Below are 16,615 nucleotides of genomic sequence, written 5' to 3' on the forward strand. Positions count from 1 at the left end.
CTAGACAGCCTCCCGCATCATGGTCAGGGCGACGGCGATGGCGGCGGCCTGAACCTCGGGACGAGTCTCGCCATCGAAGACCTCATGCCGGTGCATGACGGAGCGGTTGGCTCGCGCCACCGCCAGGTGGACCGTGCCGACGGGCTTCATGGGCGTGCCGCCGCCCGGACCGGCGATGCCGGTGATGGCGACAGCGATATGGGCGTTGGAATTGGCCAGCGCCCCCTCGGCCATGGCGCGGGCGACGGGCTCTGACACCGCGCCATGGTCGGCGATCATGTCGCCGGGCACGCCCAGCATCTCCTGCTTGGCCCGGTTGGTGTAGGTGACGAACCCGCGTTCGAAGACGTCGGAGGCGCCGGGAATCGCGCAGATGGCGCCGGCGACCAGTCCGCCTGTGCAACTTTCCGCCGTCGCCAGCCGGAGCGACCGGCTGCGCGCCTCGTCAATCAGAAGCCTGGCAAGGGTTTCGATCTCGATCGAGAACATCGCGCGTCCTTAAGCTTGAAACATGAACGCGCAAAGGTCAGCCTTCGGCACCGGTCATGCAACAGGACCGGGTGTTGCATGAGTCTCCATGACCGACGCTGCTCCGTCCGTTCGCACCGCGCCGCCGCCCGCCCTTTTCGTGGCCACGGTGTTCACCAGCGCCGCGCTGATCTTCTCTGTCCAGCCCATGATGGCCAAGCTGCTGCTGCCTCTTCTGGGCGGCACGCAGGCGGTCTGGAACGTCAGCCTGGCCTTCTTCCAGGCGGCTTTGCTGGCCGGCTACGGCTATGCGCACCTGCTGCAGAAGCTGAGTTTCCGTCGGCAGCTGACGGCTCATCTGATCGCGCTGATCATCGCGGCTGTCGTTCTGCCGCTGCGCATCACCACCTTGATGGGCGAGCCCAGGACGGACATGCCGGCCCTGTGGTTGCTCGGCGCTCTGGCCTTGTCGGTCGGCCTGCCGTTCGCGATCCTGTCGGCCACCGCGCCCCTGATACAGGCCTGGCGGGCCAGGGCGGTCAACGACGGCAGCGAGCCCTACGCTCTCTATGCGGCCAGCAACCTGGGCAGCCTCATCGCTCTGCTGGCCTATCCCGTCTTGATCGAGCCGCTCTTGACCGTGGGCGTGCAGCGCTACGCCTGGACCGGCGGCTATGCCTTGTTCATCGGGCTCATCGCCTTGCTGGCGTTGAAGCTGCGCAAAGTTCCCGACACGGTCGTCGCCGATGCGGATGAGGCCGCGCCGCCGGTCACCTGGCGTCAGCGGTTCATCTGGCTAGGCCTTTCGGCTCTGCCATCCAGTCTGTTGCTCGGCGTCACCGCCTATCTGACCGCCGACGTGGCTTCCGCGCCCTTCCTTTGGGTGGGGCCGCTGGCGCTGTACCTCGTCAGCTTCATCATCGCCTTCCAGACGCGGCCGCTGATCTCGCCGCATTGGGCGCTGGTTTTCCAGGCGGCGCTGCTGCCGGCGGCCGTCGTTCTCACGCCCTTCCCGACGCATGGGGCCATTGTGCAAGGCGCGGTTCATCTGGGAGCCTTTTTCTTCACGGCTCTGGTGAGTCATCAGGCTCTGGTGGCGCGACGACCGGCGGCGGGGCGGCTCACGGAGTTCTATCTCTGGCTCTCGCTGGGCGGCGTCCTGGGCGGGGCGTTCAACGCCTTCATCGCACCGGTCGTCTTCCCGCGTGTCATCGAATACCCGCTGGTCCTGCTGTTGGCCGCCGCCGTGCGGCCCTGGCGCCAGCCCAAGCTCACCAACTGGGAGTGGGGCGTCTTCGTCACGGGCGTCTTCGCCGCCTGTGTCGCCGTGGTCATGGCCGAGCCGCGCGGTGTGAAGGCCGAGGCTGCCGCCTCTCTCGTCTTCGTGGTGGCCGCCTGCTCGATCATGCGCCGCCACGCTCTGGTCTACGGCATCCTGCTGGTCATGCTGCTGGTCGGCGCCCAATCGGCGGGGCAGCGTGCCGAGGTGGAGAAGACCTGGCGCAGCTTCTTCGGCGTGGCGCGGGTCTCCAGCATCCATGTGAAAGGGCTGGGCGGGGATGTGAGGATGCTGACGCACGGCACGACGCTCCATGGCGCCCAGGCCCAGAACCCTGCCTTCCGCTGCCAGCCGCTGCTCTACTACGCCCGAAACACGCCTATCGCGCAGGTGTTCTCAACAAAGGGCGCGCAGCCCAGGCCGCTGAACGTCGGCGTGCTCGGCCTCGGAACCGGGGCGATCGCCGCCTACAGCCAGGCTGATGACCGGATGGTCTTCTTCGAGATCGATCCGTTGATGATCCGCCTGTCGGACGATCCCAACGGCTTCACCTATGTGCGCGAGTGCGCTGGCGGGAATGTGGAGTTCAAGCTGGGCGACGGCCGTCTGACCGTGGCGAAGGAGCCTGACAACTCCTTCGACATCCTTCTGATGGACGCCTTCTCGTCGGATGCGGTGCCGGCCCACCTGCTGACCGTGGAGGCGATCAGGCTCTACCTGTCCAAGTTGAAGCCGGACGGGGTGATGATCCTGCACCTGTCGAACCGCAATCTGGAGCTGGATGGTCCGGCGCAGGCGGCGGTCGCGGCGGCGGGCGGCTCGGCGCTTCGCCAGTACTACACGCCCAACCCGAACTCGCCGCCACTGGCTGAGACCGCCGAGGACGTGCTGATCGTCGGGCGGTCGCAGGAGGCTCTGAAGCCCTTCCGCGATGATCCCCGCTGGACATGGCCGCAGGCGGAGAAGGTTCGCCCGTGGACCGACGACTACACCGACCTGTTCGGGGCTATGGTGCGTCGCCTGAAGGAGCGCTCGCGCCTGTTCGGCCAGGGTGATTAGAGCGGTGTCTCCACCGTGGCGACCGCCTGCGCCGCGAGGCCTTCGCCGCGGCCCGGGAAACCCATGCCCTCGGTCGTGGTGGCCTTCACGCTGACGCGGTCCAGCGGCAGGTCGAGCAGGGTGGCCAGGCGCTCGCGCATGGCCTGCCGGTGCGGCTTGATCTTCGGCCGCTCGCAGATGAGCGTCACATCGACATTGATGATCTGGCCGCCCTTGGCCGCCACCAGCTCGGCGGCGTGGATGAGGAAGCGGTCGGAGGACGCGCCCTTCCACTTCGGATCGGTGGGGGGGAAGTGATCGCCGATGTCGCCTTCGCCGATCGCGCCCAGGATGGCGTCGGTCAGGGCGTGGAGCCCGGCGTCGGCGTCTGAGTGGCCGATCAGGGTCTCGTTGTGCGCGATCGCCACGCCGCAGAGCCAGACCTCTTCGCCCGGCCCCCAGCGATGGGCGTCAAAGCCCTGGCCGATGCGCGTGATGCGCGCGCCGCCGGCGAGCCGTTCGGCCATGGCGAAGTCCTCCGGATAGGTCAGCTTCATCAGCATCGGATCGCCGGCTGTCAGGGCGATGCGGCCGCCCGTGGCCTCGACCACGGCGCAGTCGTCTGTCGGATCGGCGGCTTCGGTCCAGGCGGCGTAGGCCTGTTCCAATGTCGCGCGGGGGAACGCTTGCGGCGTCTGAACCCGCCACAGGCCGTCGCGGGACGTGGTGCTGACCCGATCACCCTCAAGCCGCTTCAGGGTGTCGGCGACGGGGAGGGCGGGCGCCGCGCCGTCCGCATCTTCGAGGGCCGCCAACAACTCGGTGATGTGGCGGCTCGTCAGGAACGGGCGGGCGGCGTCATGGATCAGGACGGGCGTTTCGCCATCAGCCGTCAGGGCCGCCAGCCCGTTGCGCACGGATGCGGCGCGTGACGCGCCGCCAGTGACTGATCGCCAGCCATCCAGACCGGCCAGGGCGCCGGCAAGCTCAGCCTCGGCGCCGGCCGGAATGACCACCACGACTTCCGAGGCTCCGGCGGTCAGGAAGGCCTCGATAGACCAGCGGACGACGGGTTTTCCCGCGACCACGCGCCACTGCTTGGCGGGGCCGGCGCCGGCTCGCGATCCGCCGCCTGCGGCCACAACGACAGCTGAAAAGCTCATGCGCCGCTCATAAAGAGCTTTGGACGCGCGTTCCAGCTTTACGGCGCTGCACAAATTGCCTAAAAACAGAGCGGTGGGGATGTTTATAAAATGAGCAAATCGCTCAAGGTCGGTTCAGTCGATATTCCGGGGCGCGTTTGGATCGCGCCGATGACCGGCGTTTCGGACCTGCCTTTCCGCATTGCAGCCGTGAAGGCCGGCGCCGGCTACGTGGCGACGGAGATGGTGGCTTGCGCCGAATTCGCCCGTGGCCGTCCCGATGTCGTGCGCCGCGCGGCGGTGGGCGAGGGCTTGCCCCTGATGGTCGTGCAGCTTGTCGGCCGTGACCCCGTCTTCATGGCCGAGGGCGCGCGCCTGGCCGCCGAGGCCGGCGCCCAGATCATCGATCTGAACTTCGGCTGCCCGGCCAAGGAAGTCACCGGCGTGGCCTCCGGCTCGGCCCTGATGCGCGATCCGGATCTGGCCGAAAGCCTGGTGGCCGCCGCCGTGGACGCGGTGGACGTGCCGGTCACGGTGAAGATGCGCCTTGGTTGGGACGACGCCTCCCGGAACGCGCCGGAGATCGCTTCGCGCGCCCAGGCGGTCGGCGCCCAGGCGGTGACCGTTCACGGCCGCACGCGGTGCCAGTTCTACAAGGGCGCCGCCGACTGGTCGGCGGTGAAGGCGGTTAAGGATGAGCTGTCCATTCCTGTCATCGTCAACGGCGATATCATGGACGGCGACACCGCCGCTCAGGCGTTGCAGGCCTCTGGCGCTGACGGCGTGATGATCGGGCGGGGCGTCTATGGCCGCCCGTGGATCGGCGCCGCGATCGAGGCCGCACTGGACGGTCAGGCCTTTGTCGAGCCGGACATGGAGCAGCGCCTCGCCATCGCGCTCGACCACTTCCGGGGAAGCCTCGGCTTCTACGGCGAGCGCCTGGGCCTGAAGATGTTCCGCAAGCATCTCGCCTCGTACATCGAAGCCGCGCCCTGGCCTGAAGCGCCCGAAGCGCGTCGTGAGGCGCGCGCCCGCCTCTGCCGGCTGGAAAGCGCGGCGGAGGTCGAGGCGGCGCTCATCGCGCTCTGGACCGGCGACGATCGGAGGCTGGCCGCATGACCGAGCGCGCGCGTCCTCTTCTGGGCTCCCGGGTCGCCGACATGAAGGCCGCGGCCTTCGATCTGATCCCTGAACCCTCGCTGGTCATCGATCCTGACGGCGCCCTGGTGGCCGTCAACGACGCGGCCGAGGCGCTGTTCGGCCAGGGCCTGGCCTTGCTGGCGCGTGGACGCTTCCGGGCGGCCCTGCCGCCGGAATCCCATCTGGTCATGCTGATCGACCGCGCCGCCAACGAACAGACCCGCGTCCGCGAGCACGGCATCGTGGTCAACCTGTTCGGCCAGCCGCCGTTCGAGGCGGATGGCGCGGCGACGCCGCTGGACGACGGCTCGGTCCTTCTGACCCTGCATGTGCGCGGCGCACTGGGCGTCGAGCGTTCGAGCGACCCGGCCGGCCTGCGCTCGGTCGTCGGCCTCGGCCGCATGTTGGCGCATGAGATCAAGAACCCGCTCGCGGGCATCCGAGGCGCGGCGCAGTTGCTGAAGACCGGCGCGCCGGCCGAAGACGCGCCGTTGGCTCAGCTGATCGTCGATGAGACGGATCGCATCCGCCGCCTCGTCGACCGCATGACCGTCTTCGCAGACGACGCGCCGATGGATCTGCAGCCGGTGAACATTCACCAGGTTCTGGATCGCGTGCGGGCGCTCGCCGCCAACGGCGTCGCCGACGGCCTGGGCCTGAAGGAATCCTACGATCCTTCGCTGCCGCCGGTGCTGGGCGATGAGGATCAGCTGATCCAGATCTTCCTCAACCTGGTGAAGAACGCCGCCGAAGCCGCCCATATGCGCCGTGACGGCCAGGGCGAGATCACCATCTACACCGCCTATCGCCATGGCGTGCGCGTGCGTGGCGCCGATGGCCGGACGGCCAAGGGCGCGCCGCTGGAGGTCCGCATCCAGGACAATGGTCCTGGCGTGCCGCCCGCCATCCGCGAGGCGCTGTTCCAGCCCTTCATCAGCACCAAAAGCCATGGGGCGGGCCTCGGCCTGGCCTTGGTCGCCAAGTTGGTCGCCAGCCATGGCGGCCTGATCGATTTCGAATCTGAACCGGGCCGGACGGTCTTCCGCGTCCTGCTCCCGGTTGCTTCCTAGTCTGGAAAACGCATGAACGCCTCCGCCAAGAAGATCCTGATCGCCGACGACGACTCCTCGATCCGACTGGTGCTCAGCCAGGCCTTCACGCGTCTCGGCTATCAGGTCCGTGCGACCGGCAACGCCACGACCCTGCTGAAGTGGGTGTCGGACGGCGAGGGCGACCTTGTCGTCACTGACGTGGTCATGCCGGACGAGAACGTGTTCGACGTGCTGCCGCGCATTCGCAAGGAGCGCCCCAAGCTGCCGGTCATCGTGATGAGCGGCCAGAACACCTTGCTGACGGCGGTGAGCGCCGCCGACGCCGGGGCGTTCGAATATGTCTCCAAGCCCTTCGATCTGGATGATGTGACAGCCGCCGCGCGTCGCGCCCTGTCGAAACCTGCGGACAGCGAGGCGTCCAAGGCCCAGGCCCGCGCCATGCGCGACGAGCGCCTGCCGCTGATCGGCCGTTCCGCCCCGATGCAGGACGTCTATCGGACCATCGCCCGCCTGGTGGGCGCTGATCTGACCGTGCTGATCCTGGGCGAGTCCGGCACCGGCAAGGAGCTGGTCGCCCGCGCCCTGCACGAGCTGGGCCGTCGTCGTGACGGCAAGTTCGTGGTCATCAACCTGGCCGCCGTTCCCCGCGAGCGCGTCGAGGCGGAGCTGTTCGGCCGCGGCGACGGCGATCTGGGCAAGCTGGTCGAGGCCGACGGCGGCACCCTGTTCCTGGACGAGATCGGCGACATGCCGCTGGACGCCCAGACCCGTCTGCTTCGTGTGATCGACGGCTCAGAGCCGGCGGTGAATCCCAAGACCGGCCGTCGGCCGAATGTCCGCGTCATCGCCGCCACGAACCGCGACCTGCGCAGCCTGATCCAGCAAGGTCTGTTCCGCGAAGACCTGTACTTCCGCCTGAACGTCGCGCCCGTGCGTCTGCCGCCCCTGCGCGACCGCACGGAGGATATTCCGGATCTGGCGCGCGCCTTCCTGCTGCGGGCCAACCGCGAAGGCCTGCCGTCCAAGACCATCGACCAGGGCGCTCTCGACCGTCTCAAGACCCACGCCTGGCCGGGCAATGTGCGCGAGCTGGAGAACCTGGTCCGCCGCATCTGCGCCCTCTATGCCGAAGAGCTGATCAGCGCCCGCATCATCGAGCGCGAGCTGCAGGACCAGACGCCTGCCGTGCGGGGCGAGGAGGGGCCTGTCACCCTGTCCATGCTGGTCGAGCGTCACCTGGCCAGCCACTTCGCCGACCAGGATGGTCTGCCGGAGCCCGGCCTCTATGACCGCATCCTGGAGGAGGTGGAGCGCCCGCTGATCCAGATGACCCTGTCGGCGACGCGGGGGAATCAGGTGCGGGCCGCCGAGATCCTGGGCCTGAACCGCAACACCCTGCGCAAGAAGATCCAGGATCTGGGTGTGGAGATGGCCCGCGGTCGCCGCTGAGGCCTGATTAAACAAGCTTAATCCGGGAATGGCGCAGTTCGGCCACATAGCTGTTGAACATGGGCCACACCCGCCTCTAGTGTGCGTTTCATGGCTTTGTTCGGCCGCCTTTCCTGGTCAGGGTTCGCGCCGCCCGCTTTCGGACGCGGGCTGAGGCGGCTCTCCCGTTCGCGCTATCTGCTGGGCGGCGGCTATGCCTTGGCGGCCAGCCTGACCGTCACGGGCGTCCTGCTGGCGTCTTCGCCGCCGACCAGCGGACCGGTCGATCCCGCGATCAATCTGATCCTGGTCGTCCTCGGCCTGAACCTGATCCTGATCCTCGGCCTAGCCGCCTTCGTGGGCTGGCGGGTGCTGCATCTGATCGGCATGCGGTCCAGCGACGCCGGCGCGCGCCTGCACCTGCGCTTCGTCGCCCTGTTCTCCGCCGCCGCCGTGGCGCCGGCGGTCATCGTCGCCCTGTTCTTCGGGGTGCTGGTGAACCGGGGCGTGGAGGACTGGTTCAGCCGTCGGGTTCAGACCGTCGTCGAGAACTCCGCCACCGTGGCCCGTTCCTATGTGGAGGAGCAGAAGACCTACATCAGCGACCACGTGATGCTGATGGCGGCCAGCCTGAACAACGCCGCGCCGGCCATCACGCATTCGCCGGTGGCCTTCAGCCACTTCCTGGCGTCGGAGACGGCGGACAACGGCTTCACCGCCGCCTATGTGCTGGACGCCGACGGCCGCATCCTGGCCAGGGCGGAAGGCGAGGGCGCGCCGCCGTTCCTGGCGCCGCCGCGCACAAGCTTCGCCGGCGCGGACGAGGGGGTCATCTCCGCCCAGCAGTTCTACAGCGCCGACCTGTTCCGCGCGCTCTATCGGTTGCGGGCCTTCCCTGATGGCTACCTGTACGTCGTCCGTCCGGTGGATCGGGGCATCCTGAACCACCTGCGCGAGACCATGGAGTCCCTGGCCTCCTATCGGGAGGCGGCGAGCAGCCGTGCGCGCCTGCAGGCGGCTTTCGCCTTGAGCTATGGCGAGACGGCCTTGCTGCTGCTGGTCGGCGCGGTGTGGCTCGGGATCGCCGCCGCCAACTCGATTGCGGGCCCGGTGGCGCGTCTGGTGCAAGCGGCGGGCCGGGTGTCGGCCGGCGACCTATCGGCCCGGGTGGCGGTGGAGCGGGGGCCTGATGAGATCCGCGCCTTGTCCAACGCTTTCAATCAGATGACGGCTGATCTTAAGGATCAGCAGGAGGCCTTGATCGCCGCCGGCTACGAGGCCGAGGAGCGTCGTCAGTTCATGGAGGCCGTGCTGTCCGGCGTCAGCGCCGGGGTGCTGGGTCTGGACGGCAAGGGCCGCATCTCGGCGCTCAATCGTCAGGCGGCGGTGCTTCTGGGCATCGACGCGGCGGCGGCCGGCCGCAGCCTGGCCGAAGCCGCGCCTGAGCTGACGCCCCTGGCGCAGGAGGCCATGAGCAGCGGCGTGGACGTCGAGGCCGAGGTGGACGTGATCCGCGGCGCCGACACCCGGCGTCTGCGCGTGCGGGCCTCCGGCGGCGACGGCGGCCTGGTCCTGACCTTTGACGACATCACCCGCCTGGTGGCCGCCCAGCGCAACGCGGCGTGGAAAGACGTGGCGCGCCGCATCGCCCACGAGATCAAGAACCCGCTGACGCCGATCCAGCTGTCGGCCGAGCGGTTGCGCCGGAAGTACCGCAAGGACGTGACGCAGGACGTGGAGACCTTCGACCGCTGCACCGAAACGATCATCCGCCAGGTGGGCGACATCGGCCGGATGGTGGACGAGTTCAGCGCCTTCGCCCGGATGCCGGCGCCGAAGTTCGCCCCCGCGGATCCGCTAGAGCTGCTGCGCGAGACCGTCTTCGCCCAGCGCGTGGCCAACCCGGACATCGAGATCGAGATCGTCGAGAACCTGCCCGCGGGCGCCCTGATCTGCGACGCGCGCATGGTGGGGCAGGCCCTGACCAACATCCTGAAGAACGCGGCTGAGGCGGTGTCAGCCCGCCGCGCCGAAGATAACGATTTGAAAGGCCGAATCGTCGCTGAGATGCACGCTGACAGTTCTTCCTTCTGCTTCGTCATCGAGGACAACGGGGTCGGCTTGCCGACTAAAGACCGTGACCGATTGACGGAGCCCTACGTGACCACGCGCGAGAAGGGCACGGGCCTCGGCCTGGCCATCGTCAAGCGCGTGCTTGAGGACCACGGGGGCGACCTTGTCCTCACCGACGCCGGACATGGACGAGGAGCGCGGGCGATCCTGCGCTTTCCCGCGTCCGCACAAACCCAAGCTGCGCCGCGTAACGGCGGAGCCGATCTGAAGGAGAGCGCATGAGCGCTGACGTTCTGGTTGTTGATGACGAGGCGGACATCCGCGAACTCGTGGCGGGCATCCTGTCCGACGAAGGTTACGCGGTGCGCACGGCGGCGGACTCCGAGGCGGCCCTGGCCGCGATCCGGGCGCGCAAGCCGAACGTCCTGGTGCTCGACATCTGGATGCAGGGCGGCGGCATGGACGGGCTGGAGCTGCTCGACCTGATCAAGACCCTCGACCAGGATCTGCCGGTGATCATGATCAGCGGCCACGGCAACATCGAGACCGCGGTCAGCGCCATCAAGCGCGGCGCCTACGAGTTCCTGGAGAAGCCGTTCAAGTCGGACCGCCTGATCCTGGTGGTTGAGCGGGCGCTGGAGGCGGCGAACCTCCGCCGCGAGAACCGCCGCCTGCGCGCCCAGTCGTTGACGCCGGACGGCTTGATCGGGAAGTCGGCGGCGGCGCAGTCGCTTCGCCAGTTGATCACCAAGGTGGCGCCCGCCAACAGCCGCATCCTCATCTCGGGCCCGTCAGGCGCCGGCAAGGAGCTGGCCGCCCGCCTGATCCACGAGAACAGCCCGCGTTCGCGCAGCGAGTTCGTGGCTCTCAGCGCCGCCGGCATGGCGCCCGAGCGCATGGACATCGAGCTGTTCGGCGAGGAAGGCGAGGGCGGTCGTCCGCGCAAGATCGGGGTTTTCGAGCGCGCCCACGGCGGCACCCTGTTCCTCGACGAAGTGGCGGACATGCCGCGCGAGACCCAGAGCCGCATTCTGCGCGTCCTGGTCGAGCAACGTTTCCGGCGGGTCGGCGGTGACGCGGACGTCCAGGTGGACGTGCGCGTGGTGTCGTCCAGCTCCCGCGATCTGCGCGCCGAGATCGACGCCGGCCGGTTCCGGGAAGATCTGTTCCACCGTCTGAACGTGGTGCCCGTCCGTGTGCCCGGCCTCGCCGAGCGCCGCGAGGACATTCCGGAGCTGGTGAACTTCTTCATCGAGAGGATCAGCGAGGCCACCGGCATGCCCAAGCGCCGCCTGGGCGACGACGCCATGGCGACGCTGCAGGTCCATGACTGGCCGGGCAACGTCCGCCAGCTGCGCAACAACGTCGAGCGGATGCTGATCCTGGCCTCCGGCGATCCGGCCGAGGCCATCACCGCCGAGATGCTGCCGACGGAGGTGGCCACCGGCGCCCAGGCCGGCGCCATCGGCGCCGAGCGGATCATCGCCCTGCCGCTGCGCGAGGCGCGGGAGCTGTTCGAGCGTGAATATCTGAACGCGCAGATCATGCGCTTCGGCGGAAACATCTCGCGCACGGCCGCCTTCATCGGCATGGAGCGGTCGGCCCTGCACCGCAAGCTGAAGTCCCTGGGCGTGGCCGGTTCGCGCGCGGGCGAAGACGAAGAAGACTGATGTCCAGATACGCCTATGTGAACGGCGCCTTCGTGCGCCACCGGGACGCTGCGGTTCATATCGAGGATCGAGGCTATCAGCTGTCCGACGGCGTGTACGAGGTCTGGGCGGTGATGGACGGCAAGCTCGCTGATCCGGAAGGCCACTTCACCCGCCTGTGGCGCAGCCTGGACGAGTTGCGCATCGCTCACCCCATGAGCCGCGCGGCCCTGACCGCCGTGCTGCGCGAAGTGATCCGCAAGAACCGGATCAAGGAAGGCCTGCTGTACCTGCAGGTCACCCGCGGCGTCGCGCGCCGTGATCACGCCTTCCCGAACCCCGAGGTGGCGCCGGCTGTGACGGCGACCATCCGCCCCGTCGACCGGGTCGTGTCGGAGGCGAAGGCCGCAAAGGGTTTCACCGCCGTCACCGTGCCCGAGAACCGCTGGGGCCGTTGCGACATCAAGACCATCGGCCTGCTGCCCAACGCCCTGGCCAAGCAGGCGGCGCGGGAGCAGGGCGCGTTGGAGGCCTTCTTCGTGGACGAGCTCGGCTTCGTCACCGAGGGGGCGTCCAGCAACGCCTGGATCGTCGATCAGGACGGCTCGCTGCGCACCCGCGACACCCAGGCCAACATCCTTCGCGGCGTCACGCGCGGCACCTTGCTGCAGGTCATGGCGGACCAGGGCCTGAAGGTGAACGAACGCCCCTTCACCGTGGCCGAGGCGCAGGCCGCGCGCGAGTGCTTCATCAGCGGGGCGGGCAGTCTGGTCTCGCCCATCATCAGCATCGACGGCAAACCGGTTGGGGATGGCAAGGTCGGCCCACTGGCGACGAAGCTTCGGGCGCTCTATATCCAGCGGGCTCGCGAAACCGCGATCTGATCATCAATCCGACAACGCTGTCGAATTATGACTATTGCCGGGCCTCCTTTCGGCGGCCTAGCATCAACTGTGCGTGTGTGGAGGGCGTCGTGCTCTCCGGCCAATAAGAGGGAAAACCCCGATGTCGAACGAAAAGAAACAGAACCTTCAGGACACCTTCCTGAACAGCGTGCGCAAGTCGAAGACGCCGCTGACCATCTTCCTGGTGAACGGCGTGAAGCTGCAGGGTGTCGTCAGCTGGTTCGATAACTTCTGCGTGCTGCTGCGCCGCGATGGCCAAAGCCAGCTTGTCTACAAGCACGCCATCTCCACCATCATGCCTTCCGCGCCTGTGCAGCTCTACGAGCCGGGCCCTGACCAAGACGATTGACCAGTAAATTCATAGATCACAGCGCGCCGGTCATCACGGCGCTGGTGGTGCATCCCGTGCGGGCGTCCGACAGCGGCGCCCGCGATCCCCAGGCCCGTCTGGAAGAGGCGGTCGGCCTTGCGCTGGCGCTCGACCTCGACGTTCGTGAAACGCTGATCGCTCCGATCCGCGGCCATACTCCCGCGACTCTGTTCGGCAAGGGCAAGGTCGAGGAGATCGGCGGCATCTGCGAGGCCGAGGAGCTCGACGCCGTCGTCGTCGACGACCAGCTCACGCCGGTGCAGCAGCGCAATCTCGAAAAGGCGTGGAACGTGAAGGTCATCGACCGCACGGGCCTGATCCTCGAGATCTTCGGCCGACGGGCCCGCACGCGTGAAGGCCGGCTGCAGGTGGAGCTGGCGCGGCTCAACTACGAGCGCTCGCGCCTGGTCCGCACCTGGACCCACCTTGAGCGGCAAAGGGGCGGCACCGGCTCAACCGGCGGTCCGGGTGAAACCCAGATCGAACTCGACCGCCGCCTGATCGCCGACCGCATCGCCAAGCTGAAGAAGGAGCTGATCGAGGTGCGCCGCACCCGTTCGCTCCACCGTTCGGCGCGCAAGAAGGTCCCGTATCCGACCATCGCCCTGGTCGGATACACGAACGCGGGCAAGTCGACCCTGTTCAACCGCCTGACCGAGGCCAAGGTCCTGGCGCAGGACATGCTGTTCGCGACCCTGGACCCGACCTTGCGGACCGTGAAGCTGCCGGATGGGCGGCCCGCGATCCTGTCGGACACCGTGGGCTTCATCTCCGACCTGCCGCACGAACTGGTCGAAGCCTTCCGGGCCACCCTGGAGGAGGTGCAGGAGGCCGACATCGTCCTGCACGTCCGCGACATCGCCGGCCCCGACACCGAGGCCCAACGCCGCGACGTGGAAGGCGTGCTCAAGGAGCTCGACGTCACCGCCGAGGCCGGACGCACGATCATCGAGGTGTGGAACAAGGTCGATCTGGTCACCGACCATGACGACCGCGTCTCCCTGGTCGCCAAGGCGATCCGCAATGGCGCCCACGCCGTCTCCGCCGTCACTGGCGAGGGTTGCGAGGCTTTGCTGGAACGGCTGGCCACGCTCGTGGACGACGTGCCGGCCATCACCATCCATCTGTCCGCCAGCGAGGGCGAGGCTCTGGCCTGGCTCTATCGCAACGGCCGGGTGGAGGCGCGGGAGGCGGATGAGGACGGCGGCGTGAATGTCTCCGCCCGCCTCGACGCCCAGGCAAGAGGACGGTTCGAGCGCCTGTTCCCGGATGTCCGCTTGAGCGAGGCGGTTGACTAGATCGGATCTCCTCCCCTGCGAAGCGGGGGAGGCGTCGTGACTGGGCCCGCCTATCCCCTCGCCCCCTTTGGGGGAGAGGTAAGGGTGAGGGGGCGCTGAGGTTCAGCGGGCAAGGCGCTGCAAGCGGAACCGTCGCAAGACCCCTCACCCAACCTCTCCCCACAAGTGGGGAGGGGAAGAGTTATCCGCCCCCATTCCACCTCCCGTACTCTTCCCCCCGTCCCCGTCACGGGAAGGGCGCTCGGCCAGCGCCGGTTGTGACGGGGATGCGGTCGAGCGGGAAGCGCTCCGGCGGGCGCGCCTTACGGCCCCGTCGGATGTCGCAGGCGTGGAACCCCGGCGTCCACGCGGTCCGGGACCTCCTCGCTGGAGGAGGCCCGCCCGTCAGGGCCTTTGCTCGGAGATTTGTAAGTCCTCTCGAGGAGCCCCCAGACACGATCGCGCGGAGCGGAAAGACCCACGTCGAACCGGCACGCCTAAGTCCCACCGCCTGACGCAGGTCAGGCCGCTCCGCCGCCCTTCCAACCTCATGGGATTTCCCATGGGGAGGCTTTCGTGCGCCGATCGGCCTAGGCTTTCGCCTTCTCGGCGGCCTTGGCCGCGTTCCACAGGCCGTCCATCTCGGCCAGATCCGACTGGTCAGGCGTGCGGCCGCCCTTGGCCAGCTCGGCCTCGATGAAGGCGAAGCGGCGGGCGAACTTGGCGTTGGTAGCGCGCAGGGCGTCTTCCGGCTCCACATCCAGCTTGCGGGCCAGGTTGGCGACCACGAACAGCAGGTCGCCCATCTCCTCGCGGGCCTTGGCGTGATCGCCGGCCTCGATCTCCACCTCCAGTTCGGCGGTCTCCTCGCGCAACTTGTCGAGCACCTCGCGGGTGGAGGGCCAGTCGAAGCCGACGCGGGCGGCGCGTTTGGTCAGCTTTACGGCCCGGGTCAGGGCGGGCAGGCCGGCGGGCACATCGTCCAGCACGCCGCCCTTCTTCTTGGCGGCGCGCTCGGCGGCCTTGATGGTCTCCCATCCCGCCTTCTGATCCTCCACGTCGTCATAGGCGTGATCGCCGAAGACGTGAGGATGCCGACGCAGCATCTTGTCGCTGATCGAGGCCGCCACCTGGGCGAAGTCGAAGGCGCCTTGCTCTTCGGCCATGCGCGAATGGAACACCACCTGCAGCAGCAGGTCGCCCAGCTCGTCGCGAAGGTCGGTCAGGTCGCCGCGCTCGATGGCGTCGGCGACCTCGTAGGCCTCCTCCACTGTATAGGGCGCGATGGTGGTGAAGGTCTGCTCCAGGTCCCAGGGGCAGCCGCCCTGCGGGTCACGCAGGCGGGCCATGATCTGGATCAGTTGCTCGATCGCAGCGGCGGGATCATTCGGCGGGAGATCGGACGGCATGAGCGGCGGGGGAGACCTGGGCTGCGGGAGCCGCGCGGTCGATCTCCGCCAACTTCTGGCGAATCTCCGCATGGCGGGCTTCGGTCAGAGGATAGCGCGCCAGGACCCAGGCCGCGAGCAGGGCGAAGCCGCCAGGCAGGGCGGCATACATCCACTCGAGGCCCTTCAGGGCGAGGGGAGCGCTGGCGGCGGGGTTCTGGGCGTTGAAGCCCACCCAGCCGAGGATGATGAAACTGCCCACCGACAGGGCCATGCCGACCTTGATGGTGCCGGTGAGGATCGCATAGAGCGTGCCCGTCCGGTCCTGGCCCGTCCGCAGCCGCTCCTCGTCGCCGGCGTCCGCCAGCATGGCCCTAAGCAGGACGCCTGCCGACGAATAGGGCAGGCCCGCCGCGACCAGGAACGGCAAGGCCATGAGCAGGCCGGTGTTGGGCACGAACGGAATGGCGAACTGGACCGCGGCATAGACGATGGCGGCGGTGATCAGGGCCTTGTGCTTGCCGATCCGCTTGGAGACCACGGCCCAGATGGGCGCCCCGACGATGGCGGAGATGAAATAGATCAGCAGGAGGGTCTCGGCCTCGGTCTTCGAGTAGCCCTTGATGTGTTCGAAATAGAAGAAGAACAGGGCTCCGGCGACACCGGGGCCGATGTGCAGAAGCAGGTCCGCGAACAGGATGCGGGCGATGGTCGGCCGTCGGATCAGGTCGAAGTAGGCTTTCAGGCTGACGGTGTGGACCTCGCCGGCCGCGGGGCGGCGCGGTTCGGGCACGGCCGACAAGGCGACGCCGACCGCCAGCGGAATGAGCAGGACGATGAACCAGCCCATGGCCGGAACGCCTCGGATCGTGGCCTGCGGGATCGCGGTCAGGGCCACGGGCAACATCAGCACCAGGATCATCCCGACCACGTTGCCGCTCTGCCACCAGGCATAGATGCGCGAGCGCTCGTTATAGTCCTCCGACAGGGTCGAGCCCCAGGCGCTGTGCGACAGGATGCAGATCGAGTAGCCGCCGTAGAGGACGCAGAGCCACAGCCAAAGGTAGCCCAGCCCAACCCCTGGCTGCGCCATGAACAGCATCCAGGTGGCCAGCATGATCATCGGTGCGCCGATGCTCAACCACGGACGGAACCGCCCCGCCTGCCAGCGCGTGCGGTCCAGTATGGTCCCGAAGATCGGGTCAAAGATGATGTCGATCAGGCGAACTAGCAGGAACGCCGCCCCGACGGCGCTGACGCTCAGGCCCAGGCTCGCGGAGTAATGGTTCGGCAGATAGACGACGAGCGGCAGGCCAAGCGCGGCGAGGGGAAGGGATGGGGCCGCATAGGCGGCCATGACCCAGGACGAGCGTCGTTGGCTCTGCATGTGTTCACCCCGTCGGCCC

General features: G+C 68.1%; 13 protein-coding genes. 9 read left to right on the top strand and 4 right to left on the bottom strand.

Annotation, left to right across the window (positions count from 1 at the left end; genetic code table 11):
• The gene (locus P7B02_RS11010; RefSeq protein ID WP_277786391.1) at positions 1-489 is read right to left on the bottom strand and encodes a CinA family protein; all 489 of its coding nucleotides are present in this window, start codon (positions 487-489) and stop codon (positions 1-3) included.
• An 88-nt stretch (positions 490-577) separates the two neighbouring features.
• Here P7B02_RS11010 and P7B02_RS11015 point away from each other — a divergent pair, with 88 nt between their 5' ends.
• Positions 578-2,806, top strand: coding sequence for a fused MFS/spermidine synthase (locus tag P7B02_RS11015; RefSeq protein ID WP_277786392.1), 2,229 nt, complete (start codon positions 578-580; stop codon positions 2,804-2,806).
• On the opposite strand, the gene P7B02_RS11020 is transcribed toward P7B02_RS11015, so the two are convergent.
• Positions 2,803-3,948, bottom strand: coding sequence for a bifunctional 2-C-methyl-D-erythritol 4-phosphate cytidylyltransferase/2-C-methyl-D-erythritol 2,4-cyclodiphosphate synthase (locus tag P7B02_RS11020; protein ID WP_277786393.1), 1,146 nt, complete (start codon positions 3,946-3,948; stop codon positions 2,803-2,805). The two genes, P7B02_RS11015 and P7B02_RS11020, sit on opposite strands and share 4 nt — an antisense overlap.
• 90 nt (positions 3,949-4,038) lie before the next feature.
• Between P7B02_RS11020 and dusB the strand changes: the two genes are divergently transcribed.
• The 8 genes from dusB to hflX all read left to right on the top strand — a co-directional run bounded on the left by dusB (position 4,039) and on the right by hflX (position 13,842).
• The gene (gene dusB, locus P7B02_RS11025) at positions 4,039-5,046 is read left to right on the top strand and encodes a tRNA dihydrouridine synthase DusB (protein ID WP_277786394.1); all 1,008 of its coding nucleotides are present in this window, start codon (positions 4,039-4,041) and stop codon (positions 5,044-5,046) included.
• On the top strand, positions 5,043-6,137 hold the full coding sequence (locus P7B02_RS11030; protein WP_277786395.1) for a two-component system sensor histidine kinase NtrB: 1,095 nt from the start codon (positions 5,043-5,045) through the stop codon (positions 6,135-6,137). Before dusB ends, P7B02_RS11030 begins: the two co-directional genes overlap by 4 nt.
• Before the next feature lie 12 nt (positions 6,138-6,149).
• On the top strand, positions 6,150-7,568 hold the full coding sequence (locus P7B02_RS11035) for a sigma 54-interacting transcriptional regulator (RefSeq protein WP_277786396.1): 1,419 nt from the start codon (positions 6,150-6,152) through the stop codon (positions 7,566-7,568).
• Positions 7,569-7,658: 90 nt separating this feature from the next.
• Entirely contained in the window at positions 7,659-9,902 is a 2,244-nt protein-coding gene (locus tag P7B02_RS11040) for a sensor histidine kinase NtrY-like (protein WP_277786397.1), read from the top strand.
• Positions 9,899-11,290 carry a sigma-54-dependent transcriptional regulator gene (locus tag P7B02_RS11045; RefSeq protein WP_277786398.1) on the top strand — a complete coding sequence of 464 codons (1,392 nt, stop codon included), beginning with the start codon at positions 9,899-9,901 and terminating at the stop codon, positions 11,288-11,290. The genes P7B02_RS11040 and P7B02_RS11045 overlap by 4 nt, the downstream gene beginning before the upstream one ends.
• Entirely contained in the window at positions 11,290-12,153 is an 864-nt protein-coding gene (locus tag P7B02_RS11050; protein WP_277786399.1) for a D-amino-acid transaminase, read from the top strand. Before P7B02_RS11045 ends, P7B02_RS11050 begins: the two co-directional genes overlap by 1 nt.
• Before the next feature lie 121 nt (positions 12,154-12,274).
• Positions 12,275-12,523 carry an RNA chaperone Hfq gene (gene hfq / locus P7B02_RS11055; protein WP_269713344.1) on the top strand — a complete coding sequence of 83 codons (249 nt, stop codon included), beginning with the start codon at positions 12,275-12,277 and terminating at the stop codon, positions 12,521-12,523.
• A complete protein-coding gene (gene hflX / locus P7B02_RS11060; RefSeq protein ID WP_277786400.1) occupies positions 12,520-13,842 on the top strand; it encodes a GTPase HflX in 1,323 nt (440 codons plus the stop codon). Before hfq ends, hflX begins: the two co-directional genes overlap by 4 nt.
• A gap of 569 nt (positions 13,843-14,411) precedes the next feature.
• On the opposite strand, the gene mazG is transcribed toward hflX, so the two are convergent.
• A complete protein-coding gene (mazG, locus tag P7B02_RS11065) occupies positions 14,412-15,230 on the bottom strand; it encodes a nucleoside triphosphate pyrophosphohydrolase (protein WP_277786401.1) in 819 nt (272 codons plus the stop codon).
• Positions 15,205-16,596 carry an MFS transporter gene (locus P7B02_RS11070; protein ID WP_277786402.1) on the bottom strand — a complete coding sequence of 464 codons (1,392 nt, stop codon included), beginning with the start codon at positions 16,594-16,596 and terminating at the stop codon, positions 15,205-15,207. Before P7B02_RS11070 ends, mazG begins: the two co-directional genes overlap by 26 nt.
• Between the last annotated feature and the right edge of the window lie 19 nt (positions 16,597-16,615).

This window comes from Caulobacter segnis (assembly GCF_029543125.1).
Taxonomy (GTDB): domain Bacteria; phylum Pseudomonadota; class Alphaproteobacteria; order Caulobacterales; family Caulobacteraceae; genus Caulobacter; species Caulobacter segnis_D.

What these genes read in the sequence shown, in the direction of transcription:
- P7B02_RS11010 (WP_277786391.1), bottom strand. Translation starts at nt 489, where the DNA reads ATGTTCTCGATCGAGATCGAAACCCTTGCCAGGCTTCTGATTGACGAG.
- P7B02_RS11015 (WP_277786392.1), top strand. Translation starts at nt 578, where the DNA reads ATGACCGACGCTGCTCCGTCCGTTCGCACCGCGCCGCCGCCCGCCCTT.
- P7B02_RS11020 (WP_277786393.1), bottom strand. Translation starts at nt 3,948, where the DNA reads ATGAGCTTTTCAGCTGTCGTTGTGGCCGCAGGCGGCGGATCGCGAGCC.
- dusB (WP_277786394.1), top strand. Translation starts at nt 4,039, where the DNA reads ATGAGCAAATCGCTCAAGGTCGGTTCAGTCGATATTCCGGGGCGCGTT.
- P7B02_RS11030 (WP_277786395.1), top strand. Translation starts at nt 5,043, where the DNA reads ATGACCGAGCGCGCGCGTCCTCTTCTGGGCTCCCGGGTCGCCGACATG.
- P7B02_RS11035 (WP_277786396.1), top strand. Translation starts at nt 6,150, where the DNA reads ATGAACGCCTCCGCCAAGAAGATCCTGATCGCCGACGACGACTCCTCG.
- P7B02_RS11040 (WP_277786397.1), top strand. Translation starts at nt 7,659, where the DNA reads ATGGCTTTGTTCGGCCGCCTTTCCTGGTCAGGGTTCGCGCCGCCCGCT.
- P7B02_RS11045 (WP_277786398.1), top strand. Translation starts at nt 9,899, where the DNA reads ATGAGCGCTGACGTTCTGGTTGTTGATGACGAGGCGGACATCCGCGAA.
- P7B02_RS11050 (WP_277786399.1), top strand. Translation starts at nt 11,290, where the DNA reads ATGTCCAGATACGCCTATGTGAACGGCGCCTTCGTGCGCCACCGGGAC.
- hfq (WP_269713344.1), top strand. Translation starts at nt 12,275, where the DNA reads ATGTCGAACGAAAAGAAACAGAACCTTCAGGACACCTTCCTGAACAGC.
- mazG (WP_277786401.1), bottom strand. Translation starts at nt 15,230, where the DNA reads ATGCCGTCCGATCTCCCGCCGAATGATCCCGCCGCTGCGATCGAGCAA.
- P7B02_RS11070 (WP_277786402.1), bottom strand. Translation starts at nt 16,596, where the DNA reads ATGCAGAGCCAACGACGCTCGTCCTGGGTCATGGCCGCCTATGCGGCC.